This window comes from Devosia aquimaris, assembly GCF_020169335.1.
Taxonomy (GTDB): Bacteria; Pseudomonadota; Alphaproteobacteria; order Rhizobiales; family Devosiaceae; genus Devosia; species Devosia aquimaris.
This window is the reverse complement of the sequence record NZ_JAIEZN010000001.1, coordinates 1,787,805-1,813,638: the sequence shown is the minus strand read 5'-3', so window position 1 is coordinate 1,813,638 and position 25,834 is coordinate 1,787,805. Positions and strand designations below refer to the sequence as shown.

Here is a 25,834-nt window from a genome sequence, read left to right as displayed (position 1 = left end):
CAAACCGAACGTTTTCTTACCCATAGGTTAATTTTCTGGGGAAGCCCGGTGGCATCACAACGGGCAAAGAACGGCAAAGATGTGACTTAATCACCTGTTCATCCGCAGGTTTTAGGCTGGACAGACGGCATTGTCCCCAGGGACGCGTAGCCGGGCGTAACGGAGCGATCACAATGGCGCAGTCAGCGAGTGCCGTCGAACACCTGGGAGCCACACCGGCCAAACGGCCCATGCGCCCTATCGACCTGGTGCATCTGGCCCGGCAATGCCTGGGCGACGAGGGGCTGGAGCAGGAGATCCTGCGCCTGTTCGACACCACCATCGCCACCTATCTCGTGCGGTTGCAGCAGTCGGCGACGCCCGATGAGGTCAAGCTCAATATCCACTCCATCAAGGGCGCGGCAGCTGGCGTCGGGGCCTTCGGCATTGCCGACATTGCCCGCGCGGCCGAGGCCGAACTGGCCGAGGGTCGGTCCATTCCGGCCGAGCAATTGGCTGACCTCGCCATGGCCGTCGAAGAAGTCCGCAGCTTTATTGCCCGGGTGCTGACCAGCGAACTGGCCTAGCGGGCGCACCGCGCGCCCCTCACCATGAGCTCTACTGGGCCATCGCGCAGTCTCTGCCCGTGCCCCGGTTTGACCCCTTTCGCACCATCCCCTATATAGCGGCCAACGCGCCGCGCCTGTGTCTGCGGCCCAACCACCAGCAGTTCCATGACCCTTGCCACCGCCGCCGAGGTTCCGCCCCGGTCCAGCCTCGCCCCGTTCCAGACCCGTCGCACCTTTGCGATCATCTCCCACCCGGACGCCGGCAAGACGACGCTGACCGAGCGCCTGCTGGCGGCTGCGGGTGCGATCCAGTCTGCCGGCGCAGTCCGTGGCAAGGCCGGCGCGCGGTCGACTCGTTCGGACTGGATGGAGATGGAGCAGCAGCGCGGCATTTCCATCACCTCCTCGGTGATGACCTTTGACTATGACGGGCTGACGCTGAATCTGCTCGACACGCCCGGCCACTCGGACTTTTCCGAGGACACCTACCGCACGCTGACCGCCGTGGACGCGGCCATCATGGTGATCGACGCCGCCAAGGGCATCGAGGCGCAGACGCTCAAGCTGTTCGAGGTCTGCCGCCTGCGCGACATTCCCATCATCACCTTCATCAACAAGATCGACCGCGAAGGCCAGAGCCCGCTCGACCTGATCGATGAGATACAGGGCAAGCTGGCGCTCGACCTGACGCCGGTGCTGTGGCCGGTGGGGCAGGGCGTCGATTTCCGTGGCTATATCGATCTGCTCGAACAGCGCGTGCTCAATCCGCAGGGCAAGCCGATTGCCGAATATGCCCAGCTCGAGGACCTGCTCGACAATCCCGCATTGGTTGATGACCCCGTCTTCATGACGGCTCTGGAAACGCTCGAACTGGCGCGGGCCATGCTGCCGCCGTTTGACCTGGCGACCTTCCATGCCGGTCACCTGAGCCCGGTGCTGTTCGGCTCCGCGCTCAAGGGCATTGGCGTGGCGGAGCTGCTGCGCACGCTCGGCGAATGGGGCCCCGAGCCGCGGCCGCAGCCGGCCATTCCCGCGCCCATCGAGCCCAGCGACAAGAAGGTCACCGGCTTCGTGTTCAAGGTGCAGGCCAATATGGACGCCAATCACCGCGACCGCATTGCCTTCGTGCGCCTCTGTTCCGGCACGTTCTCGCGCGGCATGCGGCTCAAGAATGTCCGTTCGGGCAAGGACATGGCTGTTTCCAACCCGATGTTCTTTTTCGGCAACGACCGTGAACTGGCTGAGCAGGCGGTGGCCGGCGATATTGTCGGCATTCCCAACCATGGCACGCTGTCGGTGGGCGATACGCTGACCGAAGGCGCGGCGATCAATGTCACCGGCATTCCCAATTTCGCGCCGGAAATCATCCGTCGTGTGCGCCTGACCGATCACATGAAGACCAAGCAGATGGCCAAGGCGCTGTCGGACCTTTCCGAAGAAGGCGTCACCCAGGTGTTCCGCCGCATGGTGGGCGCCGACTGGATCGTAGGCGTGGTGGGCCAGCTGCAGCTCGAAGTGCTGAGCTCGCGCGTCGCTGGTGAATATGGCGTGCCGATCACCTTCGAGAGCCTCAACTATGAAGTGGCGCGCTGGATCGAATCCGACGATCCCGAAGAGCTCAAGCGCTTTATTGCCGCCCAGAAGATGAACATGGCCGAGGACCGCACCGGCGCGCCGGTGTTCCTGGCGCAGAACGCCTGGTGGGCCGATCGCGCCAAGCAGGACTTCCCCAAGATCCGCTTCCTCACCACCAAGGAACGCCATTGACCGCGCCCGATCGCATCGAAGAGTTCCTCAGCGCGGTCAAGGCCGCCTTTATGGATTCCAGCCTGGTTCGCCTCAAGCTGGGCGGCTATCACGGCGACGAGCCGGAGCTGAAAAGCGTCGAGATCAAGAAGATCGTGGTCAAGGGCGGGGAGCGGTTCAGCTTCACCTATCGCTACAAGACGCGCGACATCATCAAGAATTTCATCCAGCCCGAGGCCATTGCGTTGCTGCGGTCCGGGTTGCGCGAGGCGTTCCGCAGCGGCCAGCTGTTCACGACCACCTTCGACCTGATGCTGGAGCGCAATGGTGACAAGGTCCGGCTCAAGCGCAGCGAAGTGGCGGGCCGAGACGCACCATCGACGGAGCACAATCGGGCCAAGAACCGGCCGTTGAGCGAGACGAACAAGCCTTATCTGCAGGCCCTGGGCATCACCGGCAAGGACGGCGTCGTGCGCAATGACGCTCAGGATAAGTTCCGACAGATCAACAAGATGGTCGAGATTTTTGCCCCGCTGATTCAGGCCATTCCGGGCGATGATCTGCGCATTCTCGATATGGGCGCCGGCAAGGGCTATCTCGACTTCGCGCTCTATGACTATCTCGCCCAGACGGCTGAGCGCCCGGTTGAGATCGTGGGTGTCGAGTTGCGTCCGGCGCTGGTCACCGACGGCAATGCGACTGCCGCGCAGTCCGGATTTACCGGGCTGCGCTTCGAAGCCGGCAGCATCATGGACTATGACGCCAACGGTGCCGATGCGGTGATTGCCCTGCACGCCTGCGACACGGCCACCGATGACGCCATCTACAAGGGCATCTCGGCCGGCGCGGCGCTGATCGCGGTGGCGCCCTGCTGTCACAAGCAGGTCCGCCAGCAGATGGAGGCCGGCGCACCGGCGCCGGTGCTCGAGGGCATGCTGCGCCATGGCATTTTCCTGGAACGCCAGGCCGAGATGGTCACCGACACGCTGCGGGCACTGCTGCTCGAGCTCAATGGCTATCGCACCAAGGTGTTCGAGTTTGTCTCGGATGCGCATACCCCCAAGAACAATCTGATCGTCGCCGAAAAGGACGGTCGCGCCGGGCGCGACCAGGCGGCCATTCTGGCCCAGATCGCCGAGATCAAGGCGATGTTTGGCGTTGGCCAGCACTATCTGGAAGGCCTGCTCCAGCGCTGATGTCAGATCAGCCTCCTGTTGCCGCAGGGTTCCTAAAGCCGGCGGCATCACCTATATCGGCGGACAGTACCCAGACCCGTGAGACCCATGACCAAGATCACCTTTGTCCAGCAGGACGGCGAACGCATCGAGACTGAAGGCCAGACCGGCTCGACCGTGATGGAGACCGCCATCATGAACGGCGTGCCGGGCATCGTGGCCGAGTGCGGCGGCGCCTGCACCTGTGCGACCTGCCATGTCTATGTCGATGACGCCTGGACCGAGATCGTCGGTGGCCCGTCCAATATGGAAGAGGACATGCTGGACTTCGCCTTCGACGTGAAGGCGTCGAGCCGACTGTCGTGCCAGATCAAGGTCCGTGATGCCCTCGACGGTCTGGTCGTACACGTCCCCAGCCGCCAGGGCTGATTTGCCCCTTATCGGGCGCTCTTGGAAAAGAAAAACCCCCGCCATTGCCGCCGGGGCTGGAGCAAAATTGCTCGTCACCACCCCGCCAGAGATTCAATTGGCGGCTTTGTGCCCTGGCCGCGCGCGGCGTTCCAAGCCGCGCCTGCCAAGGGAAATATAAAAGCGATTGAATATCAACGCCTTGTTGTAGCGGGCTCGGATCGACTATTTTCCGGCCAGTCACAACAGGGTTCCAATGGGTCATCTCAACACATTTCCGTTGAGCTACAAAGTAAGGGGTCGTCGCATCGTCATCATCGGCGGTGCTGAAGAAGCCCTCAACAAAGTCCGGTTGGTGACTAAGACGACTGCTCAAGTCGTGATTATCTCCCGCAATATCGAAGCCGATTTCAGCGCCTTTGAGGTGACCGTGCTCGAGCGCGCTTTCGCGGCCGAGGACCTTGATGACGCAGCTCTGGTGTTTGTCGCCGAAGAGAGCGCCGACGCCGAGCTGGCCAAGCAGGTGGCCCGGGCGCGCCATATCCCGCTCAACGTGGTCGATGTGCCGGCGGAATGCGATTTCTATACGCCCTCCATCGTGGATCGGGCGCCGCTGACCGTGGCCATTTCGTCCGAGGGCAATGCCCCGGTGCTGGCGCGGCTGGTGCGGGCGCGCATCGAGGCCATGCTGCCGCCGGCCTTTGGCAAGGTGGCGCGCCTGGCCGGCAGCCTGCGGCATCGGGTCGAGAGCCTGATTGGCGATGGCGTCGCCCGTCGCCGCTATTATGAAGCGCTGGTCACCTCCACCCAGGTCGCAGCCGCCGTGGATGCCAGCCCTGTGGCCGGGCGTGCAGAGGCCGAGCTGCTGCTTGAAAACCATGTGAGCCAGCAGCAGGGGCGGGGCATTGTCTGGCTGATCGGCGCCGGGCCGGGCGCTGAAGATCTGCTGACCCTGCGCGCGCAGCGCCTGCTGCAGGAAGCCGATGTCATCGTGCACGACCAGCTGGTGCCCGATGTCGTGGTCGACATGGGCCGGCGCGATGCCGAGCGCATCAGCGTGGGCAAGGCCAAGGGCCACCACAGCTTCAGCCAGGCCCAGATCAATACGCTGATCGTGCGGCTGGCCGGGCAGGGCAAGAAGGTTGCCCGGTTGAAATCCGGCGATCCGATGATTTTCGGTCGGGCCGGCGAAGAGATATCCGCGCTGCGCAAGGCGGGCATAGATTATCAGATCGTGCCGGGCGTCAGCGCCGCTTTGGCGGCCGCGGCCGATACGGCGACGCCGCTGACGCTGCGCAAGGTTTCGAGCGGGCTGATCATCGCCACGGCACATGGCGCCGACGACAGCGAATTGCGTCACTGGGCGGCGCTGGCGCAGGCCGGGCTGACCCTGGCCCTCTATATGGGCAAATCCACAGCATCTGACGTTGCTGCGCGCCTGGTTGCGCATGGCGCCGGGCCTTTGACGCCTGTGGCCGTAATCGTCAATGCCGGGCGGCACACGATGTCAGCATATTCGGGCGATCTGCGTGCCTTAATCGGGTGGCAGGGGACTCTTGCCGACGGCCCGGCAATCATTCTCGTGGGCGAAGCGGTCGCTGCTGGCGACTGCGCCCAGGCGGCCGATCTGGCTGCACAGACTTTCAAGGTGGCATGACGACATGGAAATTTTGACGGGCAACGAGCTCATCTCGGGGGCCACGGTCTATCTCGACCGCAATGGCACCTGGGTGGAAAATCTGCAGGCGGCGCGCGTGTTTAGCGCCGACGAAACGGCCGAGCGCGACGCGGCCCTGGCGGCCACCAAGGGCACCGGGCGGGTGATCAGCCTCGAAATTGAAGAGGTCACGCGCGATGGCGAGACCCTGGTTCCCAAGCGCCTGCGCGAACGCATCCGCGCCGCCGGCCCCACCGCACCGCTGACCCTGGCCGGTGCACCCTACGACCGCCAGCATCTGGGGGAGGATGGTCATGTATCGATATGATGAGTTCGACGCGGCCTTTGTGGCAGCACGCACGGCGCAGTTCGCCGATCAGGTGAAGCGCCGCCTTTCCGGCGAGTTGAGCGAGGACCAGTTCCGCCCGCTGCGGCTGATGAACGGCCTCTATCTGCAGTTGCACGCCTATATGCTGCGGATTGCCGTGCCCTATGGCACGCTGTCGTCCAAGCAGATGCGCAAGTTTGCTCATATCGCCCGCACCTATGACCGGGGCTATGGCCATTTCACCACGCGGCAGAACATCCAGTTCAACTGGCCCAAGCTCAAGGATATTCCGGTGATCCTGGAAGAGCTGGCGTCGGTCGAGATGCACGCCATCCAGACCTCGGGCAATTGCATCCGCAATGTCACGGCCGATCATTTTGCCGGCGCTGCGGCCGACGAGATCATCGATCCGCGCCCGATTGCCGAAATCCTGCGGCAGTGGTCGAGCCTGCATCCCGAGTTCAGCTATCTGCCGCGCAAGTTCAAAATCGCCATGACTGGCGCCGCCAATGACCGCGCGGCCATCCGCTTCCACGACATTGGCCTGCAGGCTGCAACCAATGCGGCCGGCGAGATCGGTTGGGAAGTCTGGGTCGGTGGTGGGCTGGGCCGCACGCCGATGATCGGCAAGCTGATCAACAGCTTCGTGCCCAATGAGCACCTGCTGGCGTATCTGGAAAGCATCATGCGGGTCTACAACCGCTATGGTCGGCGCGACAACAAGTACAAGGCCCGCATCAAGATTCTGGTGCACGAAGAAGGGCTTGAGACCATCAAGGGGCAGGTCGAAGCCGAGTTCGCCGAGGTCCGTGGCGGCGTGCTGACCCTGCCGCAGGAAGAGGTTGACCGCATCACCGCCTATTTCGCTCCGCCGCAGTTCACCGAGCAGCCGGCGACCAAGATTGATGTGGCCTACCAGTCCATCATCGACCCGGCGTATGGCCGCTGGCTCGACCACAACATCAATTCCCACCGTGTGCCGGGCTATGCCTCGGTCACTATTTCGCTGAAGCCTGTCGGCGGCGCGCCGGGCGATGCCACCGACAAGCAGATGGACGATGTTGCCGATATTGCCGAGCGCTATGGCTTTGACGAGCTGCGCGTAACGCATGAGCAGAATCTGGTGCTGCCGCATGTGGCGATCGCCGACCTGCGCGCCGTCTATGACGCGCTGGTCGCCACGGGGCTGGCAGAGGGTAATAACGGCCTGATCACCGACATGATCTGCTGCCCGGGCCTCGATTTCTGCGCCCTGGCCAATGCCCGCTCGATCCCGATCGCGCAGGAAATCTCGCAGAAGTTCGCGTCGCCGGAGCGCCAGGCCGAGATCGGTGATCTCAAGATCAAGATCTCGGGCTGTATCAATGCCTGTGGCCACCACCATGTCGGCCACATCGGCATCCTGGGCGTAGAGAAGAAGGGCGGCGAGCTCTATCAGATCACCCTGGGGGGCGACGCCACCGAACAGGCCTCCGTCGGCAAGATCGTCGGCCCAGGCTTTGAGGCCGATGCGGTGCCCGGCGCCATCGAGACCATTGTCGATACCTATCTCGCCCGCCGGCAGAATGCCGACGAGAGCTTCATCCAGGCCTATCGCCGGCTTGGTGAGGCAGTGTTCAAGGAGGCTCTCTATGGCGCAGCCTAAGCTGGCTCACGTTCCTGCGGCGCACGACAAGCTGCGTGCGCTGGGCATTGTTTCGCTCAACGGCATGTTCGACGAGATGGACGCGGTCGGCGTGCTGCGCCTTGCCGCAACCGAAGTGCTGCCGGGCGATCTGGCCATTGTCTCGTCCTTTGGCGCCGATTCTGCGGTGCTGTTGCATCTGGTGGCGCAGGTGGACCCGAGCCTGCCGGTCTATTTCCTCGAGACCGGCAAGCATTTCCAGGAGACGCTCGACTATGTCGAGACGCTCAAGACCCATCTGGGGTTGATCAACGTTCACGCGATCCATCCCAATGAGCAGGACGTCAAGCGCTTCGACCCGCATGGCAACTTGTGGGAGACTGATCCGGACAGCTGCTGCCACATTCGCAAGACCGAGCCGCTGGAGCCGATCACCGAGCAGTATGGCGGCTGGGTCACGGGGCGGAAGCGCTTCCAGACCAAGGAGCGCGGCGTGTTGCCGCATTTCGAGCTGACGAGCGATGATCGCATCAAGGTCAATCCTTTGGCCTACTTTACCGATGCCGATGTCAACCAGTACAAGATCGACCACGGACTGCCCGAGCATCCGCTGTTCTCGAAAGGCTACAAGTCCATCGGCTGTGCGCCCTGCACCTCGGTGGTGGCCGATGGTGAGGATCCCCGCGCCGGACGCTGGCGCGGCCTCAACAAGAAAGAGTGCGGCATCCATTTCGACTTCAACGGAGCGATCGCTTCTCCCATGACCGCCGCGACCCGCCACACGCTCTGGAAAGACGGCGCCTTCATTGCCGATCCGTTCCATGAGTGGGAAGAGACCTTCGCGCCGGCCTCGGCCAGCTATACCCATGTGCCCGTTGCCGTCTTCCTCGCCAACCGCGCGGACTTCCTGGCCAATCCACACCCCCTGGGGCTGCTGGTGGTGCCGGGCGAAAAAATCGAGGACGTGGCCGACGATCTCGGCCGTTTTGCCTCCATCGCCATAAAGTTCCCGGCTTTCACCGACGGGCGCGGCTATTCCACGGCTCGCCTGCTGCGTGAGCGCTATAAATTCGCCAATGAAATCCGCGCTGTAGGCGATGTCCTGCAGGATCAGATTCCGCTGATGCGCCGCTGCGGCGTGTCGGCGCTGGTGGTGACACATGAGCCGACCCGCGCTGCACTGGTCGAGAACCGCCTGCCGGAAGTGGCGCTGTTCTACCAGCCGGTCGGCGTCACCGAAGTGCCGGTGGGCACGCGCCCCTTTCTTCGCCGCGTATCCTGAGCTAAGTGGAGCGCGTTCGTCAGGGATACGGACGCGCTGAACTTTCCCCCAATGGATGAGGGCCAAGGCCCTCCAAATGGACTTTGAGACCCATGAGCACTGAAATCACAACCGATGTCGTCGTCATCGGCGCCGGCCCCTGTGGGCTGTTTGCGGCCTTTGAACTCGGGTTGCTCGATCTCAAATGCCATTTCGTTGATATTCTCGACCGCCCCGGCGGGCAGTGCGCCGAGCTCTATCCGGAAAAGCCGATCTATGACATTCCCGGTTTCCCGGTGGTCACGGGCCAGCAGCTCACCGACAATCTGATGGCGCAGATTGCGCCGTTTGGCCCGGAATTCCATTTCAACCGCATGGTCAATTCCATCGTCAAGCAGGAGGATGGCTCGTTCAAGCTGACCACCGACGCCGATGAAGTCTTCCATGCCAAGGTGGTGGTGATCGCCGCTGGTGGTGGCTCGTTCCAGCCCAAGCGTCCGCCGGTGGATGGCATCGAGGCTTATGAGAACAAGTCGGTGTTCTACTCGGTCCGCAAGATGGATGATTTCCGCGGCCAGGACGTGGTGATCGTCGGCGGCGGCGACTCTGCGCTGGACTGGACGCTGAACCTGCAGCCGATCGTCAATTCGCTGACCTTGGTGCACCGTCGTGCCGTGTTCAAGGCCGCGCCGGCTTCGGTCAACAAGATGCAGGAGCTGGTGGCCGAGGGGAAGATCAACTTCCTCACTGGGCAGATCGCCAAGCTCGATGGCGAAGACGGCCAGCTGACCCATGTGCACCTGACCACCGATGCCGGCGATCTCGCCGTGCCGGCAACGCGCCTGCTGCCGTTCTTCGGCCTCACCATGAAGCTGGGCCCGGTGGCCGATTGGGGCCTTGAGCTCAATGACAATACCATCGTGGTTGATACCGAGAAGTTCCAGACCTCGGTGCCCGGCATTTTCGCCATCGGTGACATCAACTCCTACCCCGGCAAGCTCAAGCTGATCCTGTCGGGCTTCCATGAGGCCGCGCTGATGGCGCAGGCCGCCAAGGCCATTGTTGCGCCGGGCGAGCGCGTGGTGTTCCAGTACACCACCAGCTCGACCAAGCTGCAGAAGAAGCTGGGCGTGGCATAATGAAGATCCTTGTGACCGACCAGGCCGGCGTTGACCACGAGCTCGAAGGGCTCGAGGGCTGGCGCGTCATGGAGGTCATCCGCGACTGGGGCCTCAACATCAAGGCCGAGTGCGGTGGCGCGCTGAGCTGCGCCACCTGCCACGTCTATGTCGACAAGGACTGGCTCGACGTGGTCGGCCCGCCGAGCGACGAGGAAGAGGACATGCTCGACAGCGTCGGCGACGTGCGGCCCAATTCGCGCCTGTGCTGCCAGATCCTGATGAGCGATGCGCTCGATGGCCTCAAGGTGACGCTGGCGCCAAGCGCCGCAAAGGACTGATGGTTCGACTGCACGATCGGGCTTTTGCACTTCCGTAAGGGATGACCGGTACTTTTACTGGCAGCGTTCCTTGTGCAAATGACTGTCGAGCTCGGATTTTTCATGACTAAAACCGGTTGCGACGGCTGCCGCAATACTGACGCCAGCGCGTTTTCCATTCCCTTTACAATGGCGTTCCAGCCGATCGTCGACGCCTCTGCCCGCGCGATCTGGGGCTACGAAGCCCTGGTGCGTGGTGTGGGCGGAGAGAGCGCTTTTCAGGTTCTCAGCCAAGTCAACGATAGCAACCGCTATGCTTTCGACCAGGCCTGCCGGGTGAAGGCCATTGAGCTTGCCGGCTCGCGCATTGCCGAGGGAGACGCCAAGCTCAGCATCAACTTCATGCCCAATGCCGTCTATGAGCCGAAGGCCTGCATCAGGGCATCGCTTGATGCCGCGCAGCGCGCCCAGTTCAATCCGCGCCGCCTGATGTTCGAGTTCACCGAGAATGAGCGCATGGCCGAGGTGGCTCATGTCAGCCATATCGTGTCCGAATATCGCAAGATGGGCTTTACAACCGCGCTCGATGATTTCGGTGCCGGCTATGCGGGGCTTTCCCTGCTGTCCCAGTTCCAGACCGATCTGATCAAGGTCGATATGGAGCTGCTGCGCGGCATCGAGGGGTCTCAGGTCAAGAAGGCAATACTCAAGGGATTGGTCGTGATCGCCAGCGAGCTCGATATCATCCTGCTGGCAGAGGGTGTCGAGACGGCAGCAGAGTTCGAGACGATAAGATCTATGGGGATCAGGCTCTTCCAGGGCTATTATTTTGCCCGCCCGCAGCTCGAGACCTTCCAGGCCATCGGCGAACTGCAGCACGCCGCCTGATCAGGGCGTGGTCGCGTCCTTGGCCACCCGCGTCAGCTCTGGAATGAAGTCCCGCACCACTGGCTGGGGCTGGGTATCGAAGGGTAGGGGCCGCACCACCCGCATGGCGGCAATGCCGACCCGGACGGTCATCAGACCATTGACGACGCCTTCGCCCAGCCGGGCCGAGAGCTTGGCAGCGAGGCCCTGACCCACCAATTGTTCGACAATGCCATCGGTGAGCACCAGGCCGCCGGTGACGGCCAGATGGGCCAGCACGGCCCCGGTGAGCCGCCAGAAGCCAAAGAAGCCTGGGCGGGCGCCGTAGAGCGCGGCAATGGCACCGGCCAGGCGGATGCTCTCATAGATGACAAAGGCGATGTCGACCAAGGCGCGTGGCGATACCGCCGTGACGAGGGCGACGCGCCGGGCTGACGCCGCGGTCAACACCTTGGCGCGGGCGTCGAGCGGCGCCATCAGGCTGCGTTCGGCCATGGCGACGATCTCGTGGCCATCGAACAGATGCGGCAGGTTTTCACTGACGCTCTGGCGGGCGCGAGCCAGGTCGGGCCGCGGGCCATAGATGCCGAGCAGATGCTCAGCTATGCGGTGGGCCTTGTGCTGATCATTGTCGGCAACGGCCGCCGCGGCCTCACGTTTCAAGGCATCCAGCGCGCGCAGGCGGCGCAGGGCATAGACCTCGCGAATGGCGAGGACCAGCCCAGCGAGCAGGAACAGGCCCAGCACCCCCAGGCCCAGCCAGCCGAGCCAGGGATTGGCGGCAAAGAGGTCGCGGATCAGGCGATCGGCGGCAAGGCCGAGACCGGCGGAGACCAGGATGCCGCCCGTGGTCCAGAGCAGGCGGCCCCACCAGCTCATGCGGCGGATGGGCGGGGCGACCAGCGCGGCCTCGTCTGTCGGATCGAAAACGGGTTCAGCCAATTCGACCACATCGGGGGCGAAGGCTCGGGGCGCGCGGACGGTGATGCTGTCGTCGCTGTCGGTGGATACGGGACGGGCAATGGGGCGTTTCATGCGAGCCAGTCTCCAATCAGATAATCCAGGGCGCGATCGAAGCGGATATGGGGCAGCACCACGTCACCGCTGGCATTGCGCTCGATCCGGGCAGGCGGCGCAAAGCGGAGGAAGTTGAGCGAAACGGGCGTGCCATCCTCGAACAGTGAATCGGGTCGTTCCGGCAAGTCCCCGGGAAACAAGGCGATTTCCGACTTGCCGTCATAGGTGACACCATCCAGCGTTTCGCCCTTCATGGGCGTACCGATCAGGGTGGGCAGGGTTTCACCCGCCTCGGTGATGGTGCCTTCGCGCGTGGCGCGCAGTCCGGCAATGGCCAGCGAGCGTGTGTCCGCGCCAGCAAAACGGGCCCGCTTGCTGGCATTGGCAACCAGGCGATTGAGAATGGCGCCCAGGCGATCGTGGCTGGTGTGGTGGACGTGATCGGCCTTGGTGGCGGCGAACAGGATGCGGTCGATGCGCCGCGCGAAGGGGCGCAGCAGGGCATTGGCCTCGCCCTGGCGGAAGCAGGCCAGCACGGCGGTGAGTGCCGTTTCCAGATCGGCGACGGCGGCCGGGCCGGCATTGAGGGCGCGCAGGGTATCGACCAGCACGACCTGGCGGTCGAGGCGAGCGAAGTGGTCGCGGAAGAAGGGGCGCACCACCTGGGCCTTATAGGCCTCGTAGCGGTGCTCCAGCATGGCATAGAGGCTACCGCTACGGCTGGGTGCTGCCGGTGGCGGCAAGGGGGCGAAGGTGAGGGCCGGCGAGCCCTCGAGATCACCCGGCAGCAGGAAGCGCCCCGGAGGCAGGGTGGAGAGGGCGCCGTCCTCGCGGCTGCGCCGCAGATAGTCGGTAAAACTGGTGGCAAGCCGTTCGGCATCGGGATCATTGGCGGGCTTGGCGGTGTCGATCTCGGCCAGTTGCGCGAGGAATGGCCCTGCCTCAGCGGACGAACCGGGACGGCGGGCGCGTTCCAGCGCCTCGGCGCTCCACTGGGCAAAGCTCAAGCCCAAGAGCGGCAGATCGAGCAGCCATTCGCCGGGGTAGTCGACGATGTCGAGATTGAGCGTCGAGGGGCCGCGCAGGCCATTGTACCAGTGGCGGGACTGATATTTGAGCACCAGGCGCAGCTGGGAGATGCGGCGCGTGCCTTCGGGCCAGGCCGGGTTCTTGCTGGTCAGGGTCTCCAGATGCTGCTCATAGGCAAAGCGCGGGATGGTCGCGTCGGGATATTCGGCCAGCCGGGCGCCGATGAAGCGGCCTTCGGCGAGCGGCGCAAAGCCGGGCATGCGACCACCGGTCAGCAGATTGTGCACCAGGGCGGTGATGAAGATGGTCTTGCCGGCGCGGCTGAGGCCCGTCACGCCCAGACGCAAGGTGGGCGTGAAAGCGCCAGTGGCGGCATCGGCCATATTGGCCAGGGCAATGCCCAGTTCGTCGACAATGGTCGTGGGAGTTTGGGGCACGCGCGGGTCTCTCGATCAGACCGGAAGATAGGGATTTGTGCGGCGTCTGCAATGGGCCCCGCCGGATGCGGGGCCCCAGGGACGGCGCGCGGTCAGCGCCCGATCTCGTTCATGTCGTATGGCGTCGTCTGGTAGATCTCGTTGATCCAGTTCTGGAACAGCAGATGGGCATGGCTGCGCCAGCGGTTTTCCGGCTGGGCCGTGGTGTCGCCATTGGGGAACAGATTGGCCGGCGGCGGTGTGTCCAGCCCGGCCTTGACATCGCGCTCATACTCATCGGCCAGCGAGCGATTGTCGTATTCGAGGTGATTGAGGAAATGCACAGCGCGGTGCTTTTCATCGCCCAGCATGCACAGGCCAATCTCGCTGTTGTCGATCAGCACTTCGAGGTCCGGCCCCAGCGTTGTGCGGTCGATGTCGTTGTAGCGCGACACCGGCACCATGGGGCGATCGGAGAAGCCGCGCAGATAGGGCGAGCGCGGGTTGACCACATCGTGCCGGAACACGCCAAAAGCCTTCCGGGGCGTGCGATAGCGCCGGACACCATGGAAATGGTGCAACGCGGCCTGCGCACCCCAACAGATGAACATGGTGTGGTGCACATTGGTCTGCGTCCAGTTCATGATCTCGACCATCTCGGGCCAGTAGCGCACCTCCTCAAAGGGGATGTGGGCCACCGGCGCGCCGGTGATGATCAGGCCATCGAACTTGCGGCCGCGCACTTCTTCCCAGGTGCTGTAGAAGCTGCGCAGATAGTCTTCTGAGGTGTTCTTGGACTGGTGCTCGGTGACCCGCACCAGGGTCAGGTCGACCTGCAGTGGCGTTGCGCCGATGAGCCGGGCGAACTGGGTCTCGGTCCGCTCCTTGTTGGGCATCAGGTTGAGCAGGCCGATTTCGAGCGGGCGGATGTCCTGGCGCGCGGCGCGCGTGGAGTCCATGACATTGACGCCCTCGTCTTCGAGGGTCTTGCGGGCAGGCAGGTTATCGGGAATTCGAATAGGCATGGCAGCCTCTTAGCTGGCGATCGTGAGGAAGCGATTCAAGCGGCGCGCGTCTCCAACTGGAGATCGCGCTATCGCATTCGCCGCTCGATCGCCGCCGCCATCAGATCGATGAATTCGTCGCCGTCGCGCACCATGGCCAGGTCGGAGGCCTCGACAGTGTAGCCAAAATTGTCAGCCAGCGCCTGGTAGCGCGGCAGACGGTCATGCAGCAGGGCCTCGAAGCCCCAGGCGCCAAAGCCGGCCGGGTCCACGTCGCAGTCCTCTGCAATGCCGTTGATCAGCTTGTACTCGGCCCATTTCTCCAGGAGAAACTGCGGCCGGTAGTACATCGGCTTTGGGCTCTGCTTGAAGCGTCGCACGAGCTCGGCGGCGTCCTTGCCGGTGCCGCGGATGTAGAGCAGGGCAGTCGATGCCGCCAGCGTGCGCACAACGGGGTCTTCGGGATCGGTGGGGTCGATGACCTCGATCAGCGAGCCGCCCGTATCGGCGATGAAATTGTCATAGCCATAGAGCGCCTTGGCGCGCTCGATGAAGTGCGGCACGTCCTGCAGCGCAGCGATCTCGGCGACGCGGTGCTGCTCCTGACGGCGCTGGTATTCCACCAGCGGCAGGCCGCCACGGTCCGGATTGCCGGGGGTGCCCAGATAGCTCGACAGCGGATCGAGATTGCCAAAGGTCAGGTTGGACGAGATGTAGATCGAATCCGAGCGCAGCAGTTGCGCCAGGAAGGGGACCTTCATGGCCTCGCGCTTGAAATTGTCGACGATGGCTTCGCCCATGTAGCGCGTGCCGATGCGATAATCGGCCGAATAGTGGAACCAGTTGGACGCGCGCAGCATGGCGGACAGCCGGGTCTTGCCCACTCCGGCCATGCCAAAGACGGTCACGGCGCGACGCGGCGACTGGATGAACTCATCGGCAGACTGAAACAGCATGGTGGGCCCCGAAACACAGGCCTTTCCCCTTACTGCATGGCACAGCTGACCACAAGCGTACGGCAATTTCTGCCGTGCGCTCGGACTCTTCTGCCGTCCTGGACAGGAAATGCCGGGGGCGATGCAGAAATAATCCAACAAAATCAATGGATAGGCTGGTTGGCATTGCGTTTGCTTATAGAGGGGTGAACGCGTCTGAAGGCGCAAACGGGGTTTACGGAGTATCTCATGGGTATTTATGGCGCTCTTTCCAGTGCGGTGACCGGTCTCAGGGCGCAGTCGCACGCGTTGGAAAACATCTCGGGCAACATCGCGAACTCGCAGACCACGGGTTACAAACGCATTGAGACCGACTTCCTCGACCTGATCCCCGATGCACCGCTGAAGCGCCAGGTTCCCGGCGCCGTTCTGGCGCAATCGCGCGGCACCAATGACGTGCAGGGTGACATCAAGACGGTTTCCAACGAAACGTTTGTGGCGCTGAACTCGAACGGGTTCTTCGTGGTCGAGCCCAAGATCGGGCAGTCGGACGGCAATTCGGTGTTTGCGGGCACCAATTTCTACACCCGTCGCGGCGATTTCGAGATCGACAAGGACGGTCTGCTGGTCAATGGCGCTGGCTACTATCTCAAGGGTCTGCCGATCGACACCACCACGGGCAATATCTCGGGTTCTGTGCCCGAGGTGATCAAGCTGTCGAACGCCTTCCTGCCCGCACAGGTGACCAACCGCATCAACTACCAGGCCAACCTGCCGCAGCTGCCCAAGACCACCAATTACAATGCGACGGTCTACAACAGCGAGTTGATGGAGCCGAACGCCTACTCGGGCTACGCCGGCGCCTCGACCTCTGCGGCCATGACTGGCGCTGCTCTCACCGGTACGGACGCCGCTGCGACCGTCTTTACCGTCGGCAGTACGGTGTCGCTGAATGTGAACGGCATTGCGACGACCTTTGAGTTCACCAATGGCGGCGCCGCTGCAAGCGGCCGTCAGGCCATCGACATCACCACTGCGCCGGGTACGGTCGCCAGCGTGCTGGCTACCATGCAGGCGTCGTTGCGCTCTGCCGGTGGCCCCGCTGCTGCCAGTGCCGTGATCGACATCAATGCCGGCAATCTGCGCATCAATTTGGGCAGCGACTACCATGCCAAGTTCTCCGTGACTGGCGGCACGCCCGCCCAGCTGGCGGCCCTTGGTCTGACCAATCCGAGCGAGTCCAGCGCGCCGACCCGGCCGACCGTGACCACGATCGCTGCCAGCGATGACACCTTGTTCAAGTCCAACTCCGTGGCCGGCGGCGCAATTACGGTCTACGCGTCCAACGGTGCTCCGGCCAACGTGCAGATGCGCTGGGCGAAGGTCGACAGCGCCGCTTCGGGCGGCAAGGACACGTGGAACCTGTTCTACATGTCCGACAGCGCCGCCAAGGGTAGCTCGCCGATGTGGACCAACACCGGCCAGACCTACACCTTCGGCGCGGACGGTTCGCTTGCCCCTCCGGGCGTGTCGTCGACCACGCTGACCGGCCTGACCATCAACGGCGTCTCCATCGGCAATGTCGAGCTCAAGCACGACACGAACGGCATTTCGCAGTTCGCCGACGTCAACGGCACCGTCAATGTGTCCACGCTGAACCAGAACGGCTATGGCGCCGGCGAGTTCGTGTCGGTGGCCATCAATGACAGCGGCCGCGTTGTGGCGACCTATTCGAACGGCGAACGCATCGACATGGCTCAGGTGGTGACGGCGCAGTTCAACGCCATCAACCAACTCAAGCGCCTGGATGGCGGCGTGTTTGCCACCACTTCGGAATCGGGTGAAGCGATCCTGGATCTGTCCGGCTCGGGCATCATCGGCGGGGCTCTGGAAGCGTCCAACACCGATATTTCGGACGAGTTCACCAAGCTGATCGTGACCCAGCAGGCCTATGCCGCGGGCACCCGCATCGTCAGTGCAGCCGACAAGATGCTGCAGGAAGCGCTCAACATGATCCGCTGAGGCGGAAGCACCAGTTTGGGTCCGGGACCGAGCGTTCCGGGCCTGGTCCCCTAGTGAGGAGCCCTAGTCATGGGTTTGACGACGTCACTGACCAATGCTGTGTCCGGTCTGCGGGTCAATCAGGATTCGCTGGATCTTGTCAGCCGTAACATCGCCAATTCCGGCACCCCCGGCTATCACAAGCAGTCGCTGAACGTCATCGACTACAACACCCAGACCAGCTCCTACGCGCGCAGCGCTGGAGCCAATCGGGCGTTTAACCAGAGCCTGCAGAGCTACTATACGCGGCAGGTGTCGGACACCTCCAACTCCACGATCCAGGCCAGCTATCTCAACCGGCTCCAGGGCTTCATGGGCAAGCCGGGCTCTGCCGGTTCGCTCGATACGCTGTTCGGCAGCCTGCAGAATGCCATTCAGGGCATCGCCACCAGCCCGGACGACTACAATACGCGCGCGCAGGCGGTTGCCTCGGCGCAAAGCATGGTGGAAACGCTCAACCGCCTGTCCACGACCATCCAGTCGATGCGGCAGGAAACCGAGAGCCAGATTGCCACCGATGTGCACGACATCAACGGCATGCTGAACTCGCTGCAGGAAGTGAACACCCGCATGCTCGATCTGGGCATGACGGATGGCGCGCGCTCGGCGCTGCTGGACCAGCGGGATCGCCTGGTGGCCTCGGTGGCCGATCTGATCGACGTGCGCGCCGATTATCGCGGCGATGGCACCGTTGCGCTCATGACCCGTTCGGGCGTGGGCCTGCTGGACAATGGCGTTTCGACCTTCAAGTTCGAGAGCGCGGGCAATCTGTCGCCCAATTCGGTGTTCGATCCTGACCCGGCCCAGACCAAAGTGGGCAAGCTGACGCTGACCACGCCGTCGGGCCTGACCATCGACCTGGTGACGCAGGGCGTGCTGCAGGGCGGCGAACTGGGCGGCCTGGTGACCCTGCGCGACAAGACCCTTGTCGAGGCGCAGGACCAACTCGACGAGGTCGCTGCAGGGCTCGCACAGGCCTTCTCGACGGTCAAATCGCCCGGCACCGCCGTGACGGCTGGCGCCGCGAATGGCTTTGACATCGACATCAGTCAGCTCAAGCCGGGCAATGATGTGCTGCTCACCTACACCGAAGGTGGGGTGGAAAAGCGCGTCCGGGTGGTCAACTCCACCGACGGCCAGGACTACAAGGACGCCTCGGGACAGCGTGTGATCAGCGTTGATCTCTCGGGCAATTCCGCCGCCGCAGCTGCAGCCCTGTCGGCCAAGTTGCCGGGCCTGGCCATCACCAGCACAGGCGCGGGCAACCTGCGGGTGCTTGACGATGGCGCCACGGGGCAGACCGACGTGAAGTCCGCCGTGGCGCGCTCCAGCTCGAGCGGGCTGCAGGATGCGGGCCTGGCGTTCAACCTGTTCGTGGACCAGGGCAACGCCAGCTTCACCAACAATCTGGATACCGATCCGCCGCAGAAGCGTGGCTTTGCAGCGCGTATTTCGGTCAATCCGGCCATCGTGGCCAACAACAAGCTGATGGTGCAGTACCAGACCGGCGGCACGCTGGGCGACGCCGACCGCGCCAACTATGTCATCAAGCAACTCGATGAGATGAACTTCACGTCTGGTGGCAATCCCATTGCCAGCCCGGACAAGTTTCAGCTCAGCGGCAATCTGGGCACGATCATCTCTCAGGTGATCGGCTTCCAGGGCGCCAACATCAATGCTGCGGTGACCAAGGCCGATGACCGCCAGCTGACGCTCGATACTCTGACCGACCAGATGGACACCGAGTATGGCGTCAATGTCGATGAAGAAATGGCACGGCTGATGGAGCTGCAGAATGCCTATGCCGCCAACGCCCGCGTGGTGTCGGTGGTCAAGGAACTGCTCGATGCCCTGTTCGCGACCGTCTAGAGGAGTGGCGTAAGATGATCGTCAACAAGTCGATGTTTCCCATTCAGACCGGGTTCGGCGTCATTTCCAAGATGCAGGACCGCTTCGCCACGCTGCAGATGCAGCTGGGGACGGGCGAGAAGGCATCGAACCTCTCCGAGATGGGGCGTGACCTGCCCATGTCCCTGTCAGTGCGCTCGCGCTTGTCCAAGATCGAAGGCTTTTCGGCCAATATCGATACGGTCAAGCTGCGCCTGAGCTTCCTGGACAAGACCATGTCGCGTCTTGACGCCATTGAGGGCGAGGCCCGCAACTCGGCCGTCCAGGGTCAGTACGGCACCAACAACATCAATATGGCGACCCTGCCGAGCCTGTCCAAGGCGCGGCTCGACGAGGTGGTCACGCTGCTCAATTCGGATGTGGCCGGCCGCTATCTGTTTGGCGGCGCGAACACCGACAGCGCGCCGCTGCCGGACACCGAGACACTGCTGAATGGGCAGGGTGGCAAGGCGGGCTTCAAGACGGTGGTCAGCGAACGCAAGGCAGCTGACGCTGGCCTGGATGGCCGCGGCCGCCTGGCCACCAGCCAGGCCGTTGGCACCAGCACGGTGAAGCTGTCCGAAGATGGTGTGCATCCGTTCGGCATGAAGGTGTCGACCATTTCGACCACCAGCAGCGATGTGACAGTGACACAGCCGGCCCCCGGCACGCTGCCGCTGGGTGATGAGGTTGGGGTGACCTTTGCGGTGGCGCCTGCTGCCCAGATCATCGAAGGCCAGAGCATTTCGATGGGCTTTACCCTGCCCGACGGCAGCGAGACGCAGATCACGCTGCGGGCGGTTGATGCCGCCAACGCCAGTGGCGCCGTGGACGAGTTCGTCATCGGCGCCGATGCCGAGACGACCGCCGCCAACTTCAAGACAACGCTCGATGCCAAGCTGATTGAGGTGGGCAAGAATGTGCTGGCGGGCGCTTCGACCTTTGCTGCGGCCGAGAACTTCTTCAATGGCGCCGGCGAGCCTGTCCTGCGTGTCCAGGGTTCGCCAGCGACCGCGACGGCGCTTCGGGTTGCCGACGAGACCGACACCATCATGTGGTACAACGGCCAATCGCCCAGCGTGGCTGCGCAGGGGCTGGGGCGCCTGACGGTTGCCAGTGCCACCGACACCGTTACGCTGACCGAGAAGGCCCCCGTATCGGCCAACCATGGTTTCCAGATCAGTGGTGTGTCGGCCGATACGGCCAACATCGACACCACCTATACGGTAGCCGATCCGAGTTCGGTTGCGGTCAAGTTCAACAGTGTTCCGGCTGCCGGCGAGGCGGTCGACGTGACGCTAACCGACCCATCGGGCGTGTCGCGTACGGTGACGCTGACCGCGGTGACCGGCAAGGCCGGTCCGGGGCAGTTTGCGATTGGGGCTGACGTCAACGCCACGGCGGCCAGTTTCTCGGCGGCACTCACCAGTTCGCTCAATGAGGCGGCCGCCAATGCGCAGGGCAATCCACGCCAAAGCGTGACAGCCCAGGTCGACGACAGCACGCGCGTGCCCTATGGCATCGAAGCCAATGAAACCGGCTTCCTGCGCATGATGCGCACGCTGTCCTCGCTGTCGGTCGAAACCTATCCGGACGGCGACTCCAGCTCCAAGGACCGGTTTGACACGATGGCCCGGCGCCAGCAGGCCGAACTGTCAGAAGCCCACAATTCGGAATCCGGTTCGATCGAAATCGTGACCATGGAACTGGCCGTGGCCCACAATGCGCTGGACAATTCGGCGAAGCGGCACACCGACTACAAGGCGCAGCTCGACAATCTGCTCAGCGACGTCGAGACGGTGAGCAAGGAAGACGTGGCCATGGAGATCATGGCACTGCAGACGCGCTTGCAGGCGAGCTACCAGGTTACCTCCATGGTCAGCAAGCTGAGCCTGGTGAACTTCCTCTAGAGGGTCGGCATCATCGCCACCCAAACAAAAACCCCCGCCAGTGGCGGGGGTTTTTGTTTGATCTATTGGAAACTATCAGGCGCCGCGCAAGCCGCTGGCAATCTGGCGGTTCAGGCGCACCAGGATATCGAGACGCTGCGGCGAGGGGTCGATCTCAAGGAGGATTTCGCGGGTTTCGTTGAGGATGAACATGCCCAGGTTGGCGATGTTCTGACGGATCTCGTGGGGCAGGGGGCTGTCGGCCTTGGTCACCGACGACATGAAGATGGTCCAGAGCTTGCGATTGAACGTTAGCGCAGTCTTGAGTTCCTCGCGGGTACCGACGTCCCATTCATCCTTCACACGCTGCAAACCGGCCGCGGCCTTCATCAACAACGCCGATTCACGTTCACGCGGCGATTCAACGACTTTGGTCGTCTGCTGGTAGGCTTGGGCGCCCTGCTGGTGCATGATTGAAAAGGTCCTGTTCGTACTCGATCAGCCTTTGAGCGGCCTTGAGAGCTTTGTAGAGGGCCCCGGTTAATATCTCGTTATTGATTTGATTAACTATCTCAGTGGAAGACGGCACGGCCTGGACAAAGTCGTTGATGAGCGAAAAATAGGTCTCGCGGGCCGGGCCAATATCATCGTCGATATACATCAGCTGTACAGCCAAATAGATCCGCTTTGCGGGCGTATTGGCGGTCTCTGAGGTCAGAATATCCTTTTCCCGCAGGATGGGTGCCCGGCCATCTATAAACAGCCGTGTACGCTGATCTGCGTTGGTAATGATGCAATTGCCGACGAGGAGCTTTTCGCCCGGCTTGAGTTCGACCTTGAGTGCCATTGGCAGGACTCCGCCACACTGATTCAGACAATGAGGTCTACAGCGCAAAGGCCTTTAAAACAATGAAGGCGGGCCTGGTCCCGCCTTCGTCGTCAATAGGGTCTGTGCTGTCTCCTAGCGGAGCAGCTGGAGCACCGACTGGTCGGCCTGGCTGGCCAGCGACAGCGAGTTGGACGACAGCTGCTGGCGGGTCTGCAGGGCGAGCAGGTTGGCGGCTTCTTCGTTCATGTCGGCCAGGGTCAGGTTGCCGGCACCATTCTCGAGGGTGTCGATCATGGCTTTGGTGAAATCCTGGCGGTTCTGCACGATGGACAGGTTCGAGCCGAAGGTCGATGCCTGCGACCGCACCTGGTTGAGAGCGATCTTCATGTCGGCGAGCAGCTGGTCAATAGTCACGTCGCTGTCGAGCTGCTTGGGCTCCAGAGAGGTGGGGACGCCGAGATTGGCGGAGTTGATGGTGTCACCATTCTCGGTCTGGATATCGATGGACGAGGTGCCGGTCTCATTGAAGGTGACGGCCAGCTTGTCGCCGCGCAGCAGGTTGATACCGTTGAACGAGGCATCGTCAGCCAGCTTGTCGAGCTGGTCGCGCAGTTCGTTGAACTGATCGGCCAGGCCGGTGCGCACCGCGTTGCCCTTGACGGTCGAGGTCCCCGTAGTGCCGTCCAGCTTGCCGGTGGTGCTGTTCTTGCCACCGATCGTCAGGTCCTGGGTGGACTGGTTTTCCAGGCGCAGCTTGCCTTTGTCATTGGAGGCACGAACCTTGCCCTGCAGGCTGGCATGAGTATTGATGACCGTGACGAGATCATCGACAGAGCGTGCGAACGTCAGGTCGCCATTGGTGCCTGCCACGATCCCATTGGTCGGGGTGCCAAACATCTTTGCGTCCGCGCCGCCAATTTGCAGTGATCCTGCGTCGTCGACGATGGCGCGCAGGGCCAGTTTACCACCAGGTTCCCTGTAAGCCTCGAAACTGCGCTGCTCGCCGAGCTGCGAATTGATGCTGGCGATCGCCGTGTCCAGATCGGCGCCGGTCGTGGTGTCGACTTTGATCTTGGTGCCGTTGATCGTGAAGTCGTGGCTGCCATTGGAGCCGGTGACCGAGAGCGGGAATTGTGTGGGGCCGGCAGAGTCGCCGAAGATGCGGTCGTGCGACGTGCCGCCAATAACAAATTCGCCGTCAATGGTGTCGATCGTTTCGAAAGAGTAAGCGCCAGGAGCGCCTTGCTTGAAGGCGATCTTGCCGGCGTAGTCCGGTGATGCGTCGACGATCGCTTGAATCTCATCTCGCAGTTCGGTTGTCGTGCGGCCGGGGGACGAAGCAATATTGATTGGCAGAACAGGGCCGTCGCCGAACTTTAGCGAGAGGTTTACGGCGGCGGCGGCTTCAGCGCCTGTCAAGGCGGCCATGCCGCTATCGGCCTTGTAGCTGGCCTTGGCCGCCGGCAGCGGCGCCGCATAGCTTGAGGTGGCCACCTTGCTGTCGCCCTTGGCGGTCTTGATCAGGTCAATGTCGAGGGGAGTGCCAACGGCACCACCCGACAGCGTCAGCTTGCCGAGGGCAGGGTCATTTGCATCGATCTTGGCCAGGGGCAGGGATTCGGTGTTGAACGACTTGTCCTGGCGTGCCTGCCGCAGGGTCGACTGCATCGATTCAAGGGTCTTGGTCATGGCCGACAGGCCGTTGTCCGCCGCCTTGAGTGTCTGGATGCCGTTGGCCATGGAGTCCATCAGCGCATTCAGGTCGCCGGAACGGTTGGTCAGGCCCTTGGCGGTGAACCAGTTGCTCGGGTTGTCGAGAGCGGAATTGACCTTGTTGCCGGTCGACAGACGGTTCTGCGCTGTCGCCATCAAGTCGGCTGTGCCCTGGAGCGCGAGAAGGTTGGCCCTAACGGCCTTCGAAAGAGAAATGTCTGACATCTGTTACCTACACCAAGCGTGCCCGACGCGCCCAGAATGCTGTCGAAACCAACGACCCGTCTCGCTGGTCACTCCCAAGGCATGTCGACTTTTCTGCCTAACCCTTGGGGCAGGGCAATTTTCAGCAGGCTTGTAGTGTTAACGCGCCGCTTACGATTCGCAACGTCACCACCTGACCTGGTTGCGCAGGGTGTGTGCAAAAGAAAAGGCGGGCCATGGGCCCGCCTTGTCGCTTGTCAGCTTGCTATTGAGTCTAGCGGAGCAGCTGGAGGACCGACTGGTCGGCCTGGCTGGCCAGGGACAGCGAGTTGGACGACAGCTGCTGGCGGGTCTGCAGGGCCAGCAGGTTGGCGGCTTCTTCGTTCATGTCGGCCAAGGTCAGGTTGCCGGCACCATTCTCGAGGGTGTCGATCATGGCTTTGGTGAAATCCTGACGGTTCTGCACGATGGACAGGTTCGAGCCGAAGGTCGATGCCTGCGACCGCACCTGGTTGAGAGCGGTCTTCATGTCGGCGAGCAGCTTGTCGATGGTCACGTCGCTGTCGAGCTGCTTGGCTTCCAGCGAAGTCGGAACGCCCAGATTGGCCGAGTTGATGGTGTCGCCATTCTTGGTCTGGATGTCGATGGACGACGTGCCAGTTTCGTTGAACGTGATCGCCAGCTTGTCGCCGCGCAGCAGGTTGATACCGTTGAAGGAGGCGTCATCGGACAGCTTGTCGAGCTGGTCGCGCAGTTCGTTGAACTGATCGGCCAGGCCGCTGCGGACGGAGTTGCCCTTGACGGTCGAGGTGCCGGCAGTGCCGTCCAGCTTGCCGGACGTGCCGTTCTTGCCGCCGATGGTCATGTCCTGGGTGGACTGGTTTTCCAGACGCAGCTTGCCATTGTCGTTGGAGGCGCGAACCTTGCCGGTCAGCGAGGTGTTTTCATTGACCGCCTTGACCAGGTCGTCGACCGAACGGGTGAAGTTCAGGCCAGTCTTGTCAGCGCCGGCGACAACGCCAGCAGCCGGCGTGCCGAAGTAGCGGGCATCGGAGCCGCCGATCGACAGGGTGCCAGCATCGTCGGAGATCGCACGGATGCCCAACTTGCCAGCATCGTTGTAGGCCTGGAACTTGGAGTCCGTGCCCAGCTGCGTGTTGACGGCGGTGACGGCGTCCGTGAGGTTTGCGGCGTTGGTCGAGGTGAGCTCAATGGCCTTGCCATTGACGGTGAAGCTGGTCTTGCCGTCGGTGCCCGACACCAGGGTTGGGGTGGCGCCGAATGAGGCAGTCGCGTCAGTACCGGACACTGCGATGTCGCCGTCGCCGGTTGCTGCCGCTTCAATCTTCAGCAGACCCGAAGCTTCAGTGACGACCACTTTGCCGGCCAGGTCGCTGGCGTCGATCTGCGCGTTGATCGCAGCCACGAACTCGGTGTTGGTATCGCGCGTCGTGTCGGACGCCAGGTTGACCGTGGCTGTCTTGCCGCCAATCGAGATAGTGAAGGTACGTGCTGCACCGCTGGTGCCGGCGTTGCCGGTCGCGTCGTAGGTGATCGCGGTGCCAGTGCTGGTAATGCTCGCCTTTGCGGCAGTGCCGGTCGGGGCCGAGAAGGCAGCAGTGGTCGAGATGGCCTTGCCGGTGCCGGTCTTGGTCAGGTCGATCTCGATGGGGCTGCCAACCGCGCCGCCGGAGACGGACAGCTTGCCCAGGGCAGGATCGTTCGGGTTGATCTTGTCCAGGGTCAGCGATTCGGTGTTGAACGACTTGTCCTGACGGGCCTGACGGAGGGTCGACTG

Annotated in this window: 22 protein-coding genes; 14 read left to right on the top strand and 8 right to left on the bottom strand. The window is 62.9% G+C overall.

The genetic code is table 11. The features are described 5' to 3' along the window. The first annotated feature begins 173 nt into the window (after nt 1-173). From K1177_RS08760 to K1177_RS08710, 11 genes are all read left to right on the top strand, one after another. Nucleotides 174-566, top strand: a complete 393-nt coding sequence (locus K1177_RS08760) for an Hpt domain-containing protein (RefSeq protein WP_224702904.1) — start codon at nt 174-176, stop codon at nt 564-566. 147 nt (nt 567-713) lie between these two features. After that, complete coding sequence (locus tag K1177_RS08755; protein ID WP_224702903.1) at nt 714-2,315, top strand: peptide chain release factor 3; 1,602 nt, start codon at nt 714-716, stop codon at nt 2,313-2,315. Next, a complete protein-coding gene (locus K1177_RS08750; RefSeq protein WP_224702902.1) occupies nt 2,312-3,490 on the top strand; it encodes a class I SAM-dependent methyltransferase in 1,179 nt (392 codons plus the stop codon). The genes K1177_RS08755 and K1177_RS08750 overlap by 4 nt, the downstream gene beginning before the upstream one ends. Nucleotides 3,491-3,577: 87 nt before the next feature. After that, complete coding sequence (locus K1177_RS08745) at nt 3,578-3,898, top strand: 2Fe-2S iron-sulfur cluster-binding protein (protein WP_224702901.1); 321 nt, start codon at nt 3,578-3,580, stop codon at nt 3,896-3,898. Nucleotides 3,899-4,133: 235 nt separating this feature from the next. Next, on the top strand, nt 4,134-5,534 hold the full coding sequence (gene cysG, locus K1177_RS08740; RefSeq protein ID WP_224702900.1) for a siroheme synthase CysG: 1,401 nt from the start codon (nt 4,134-4,136) through the stop codon (nt 5,532-5,534). A gap of 4 nt (nt 5,535-5,538) precedes the next feature. After that, nucleotides 5,539-5,862 (top strand): DUF2849 domain-containing protein, encoded by a 324-nt coding sequence (locus tag K1177_RS08735; RefSeq protein WP_224702899.1) that lies wholly within the window; start codon nt 5,539-5,541, stop codon nt 5,860-5,862. Continuing rightward, nucleotides 5,849-7,507, top strand: a complete 1,659-nt coding sequence (locus K1177_RS08730; RefSeq protein ID WP_224702898.1) for a nitrite/sulfite reductase — start codon at nt 5,849-5,851, stop codon at nt 7,505-7,507. The genes K1177_RS08735 and K1177_RS08730 overlap by 14 nt, the downstream gene beginning before the upstream one ends. Next, nucleotides 7,494-8,768: a phosphoadenylyl-sulfate reductase gene (locus K1177_RS08725; RefSeq protein WP_224702897.1), complete on the top strand. Its 1,275-nt coding sequence runs from the start codon at nt 7,494-7,496 to the stop codon at nt 8,766-8,768. Before K1177_RS08730 ends, K1177_RS08725 begins: the two co-directional genes overlap by 14 nt. A gap of 92 nt (nt 8,769-8,860) precedes the next feature. Continuing rightward, nucleotides 8,861-9,886 (top strand): NAD(P)/FAD-dependent oxidoreductase, encoded by a 1,026-nt coding sequence (locus K1177_RS08720; RefSeq protein ID WP_224702896.1) that lies wholly within the window; start codon nt 8,861-8,863, stop codon nt 9,884-9,886. Then, entirely contained in the window at nt 9,886-10,206 is a 321-nt protein-coding gene (locus K1177_RS08715) for a 2Fe-2S iron-sulfur cluster-binding protein (protein WP_224702895.1), read from the top strand. Before K1177_RS08720 ends, K1177_RS08715 begins: the two co-directional genes overlap by 1 nt. Nucleotides 10,207-10,308: 102 nt before the next feature. Continuing rightward, nucleotides 10,309-11,073, top strand: a complete 765-nt coding sequence (locus tag K1177_RS08710) for an EAL domain-containing protein (protein WP_224702894.1) — start codon at nt 10,309-10,311, stop codon at nt 11,071-11,073. Here the strand turns inward: K1177_RS08710 and K1177_RS08705 are convergent, their stop codons facing one another. The 4 genes from K1177_RS08705 to K1177_RS08690 all read right to left on the bottom strand — a co-directional run bounded on the left by K1177_RS08705 (nt 11,074) and on the right by K1177_RS08690 (nt 15,474). Then, nucleotides 11,074-12,087 carry a YcjF family protein gene (locus tag K1177_RS08705; RefSeq protein ID WP_224702893.1) on the bottom strand — a complete coding sequence of 338 codons (1,014 nt, stop codon included), beginning with the start codon at nt 12,085-12,087 and terminating at the stop codon, nt 11,074-11,076. Beyond that, nucleotides 12,084-13,481: a YcjX family GTP-binding protein gene (locus K1177_RS08700; RefSeq protein ID WP_224703718.1), complete on the bottom strand. Its 1,398-nt coding sequence runs from the start codon at nt 13,479-13,481 to the stop codon at nt 12,084-12,086. Before K1177_RS08700 ends, K1177_RS08705 begins: the two co-directional genes overlap by 4 nt. Before the next feature lie 146 nt (nt 13,482-13,627). Next, complete coding sequence (locus K1177_RS08695; RefSeq protein WP_224702892.1) at nt 13,628-14,539, bottom strand: homoserine O-succinyltransferase; 912 nt, start codon at nt 14,537-14,539, stop codon at nt 13,628-13,630. Nucleotides 14,540-14,607: 68 nt separating this feature from the next. Next, the gene (locus tag K1177_RS08690; RefSeq protein ID WP_224702891.1) at nt 14,608-15,474 is read right to left on the bottom strand and encodes an ATPase; all 867 of its coding nucleotides are present in this window, start codon (nt 15,472-15,474) and stop codon (nt 14,608-14,610) included. Nucleotides 15,475-15,702: 228 nt separating this feature from the next. On the opposite strand from K1177_RS08690, the gene K1177_RS08685 reads away from it, so the two are divergent. From K1177_RS08685 to K1177_RS08675, 3 genes are all read left to right on the top strand, one after another. Next, nucleotides 15,703-17,475, top strand: coding sequence for a flagellar hook protein FlgE (locus K1177_RS08685; RefSeq protein WP_224702890.1), 1,773 nt, complete (start codon nt 15,703-15,705; stop codon nt 17,473-17,475). 69 nt (nt 17,476-17,544) lie between these two features. Then, complete coding sequence (gene flgK, locus K1177_RS08680; RefSeq protein ID WP_224702888.1) at nt 17,545-19,383, top strand: flagellar hook-associated protein FlgK; 1,839 nt, start codon at nt 17,545-17,547, stop codon at nt 19,381-19,383. A 14-nt stretch (nt 19,384-19,397) separates the two neighbouring features. Next, nucleotides 19,398-21,311: a hypothetical protein gene (locus K1177_RS08675; RefSeq protein WP_224702887.1), complete on the top strand. Its 1,914-nt coding sequence runs from the start codon at nt 19,398-19,400 to the stop codon at nt 21,309-21,311. Nucleotides 21,312-21,386: 75 nt separating this feature from the next. Here the strand turns inward: K1177_RS08675 and flaF are convergent, their stop codons facing one another. From flaF to K1177_RS08655, 4 genes are all read right to left on the bottom strand, one after another. Then, nucleotides 21,387-21,761 (bottom strand): flagellar biosynthesis regulator FlaF, encoded by a 375-nt coding sequence (gene flaF, locus K1177_RS08670; RefSeq protein WP_224702886.1) that lies wholly within the window; start codon nt 21,759-21,761, stop codon nt 21,387-21,389. Continuing rightward, complete coding sequence (gene flbT / locus K1177_RS08665) at nt 21,712-22,137, bottom strand: flagellar biosynthesis repressor FlbT (protein WP_224702885.1); 426 nt, start codon at nt 22,135-22,137, stop codon at nt 21,712-21,714. The genes flaF and flbT overlap by 50 nt, the downstream gene beginning before the upstream one ends. A gap of 114 nt (nt 22,138-22,251) precedes the next feature. After that, entirely contained in the window at nt 22,252-23,988 is a 1,737-nt protein-coding gene (locus K1177_RS08660; RefSeq protein WP_396119789.1) for a flagellin N-terminal helical domain-containing protein, read from the bottom strand. Nucleotides 23,989-24,310: 322 nt separating this feature from the next. Further along, nucleotides 24,311-25,834: flagellin (locus tag K1177_RS08655; protein ID WP_224702883.1), on the bottom strand; the 1,524-nt coding region annotated here is incomplete at its 5' end.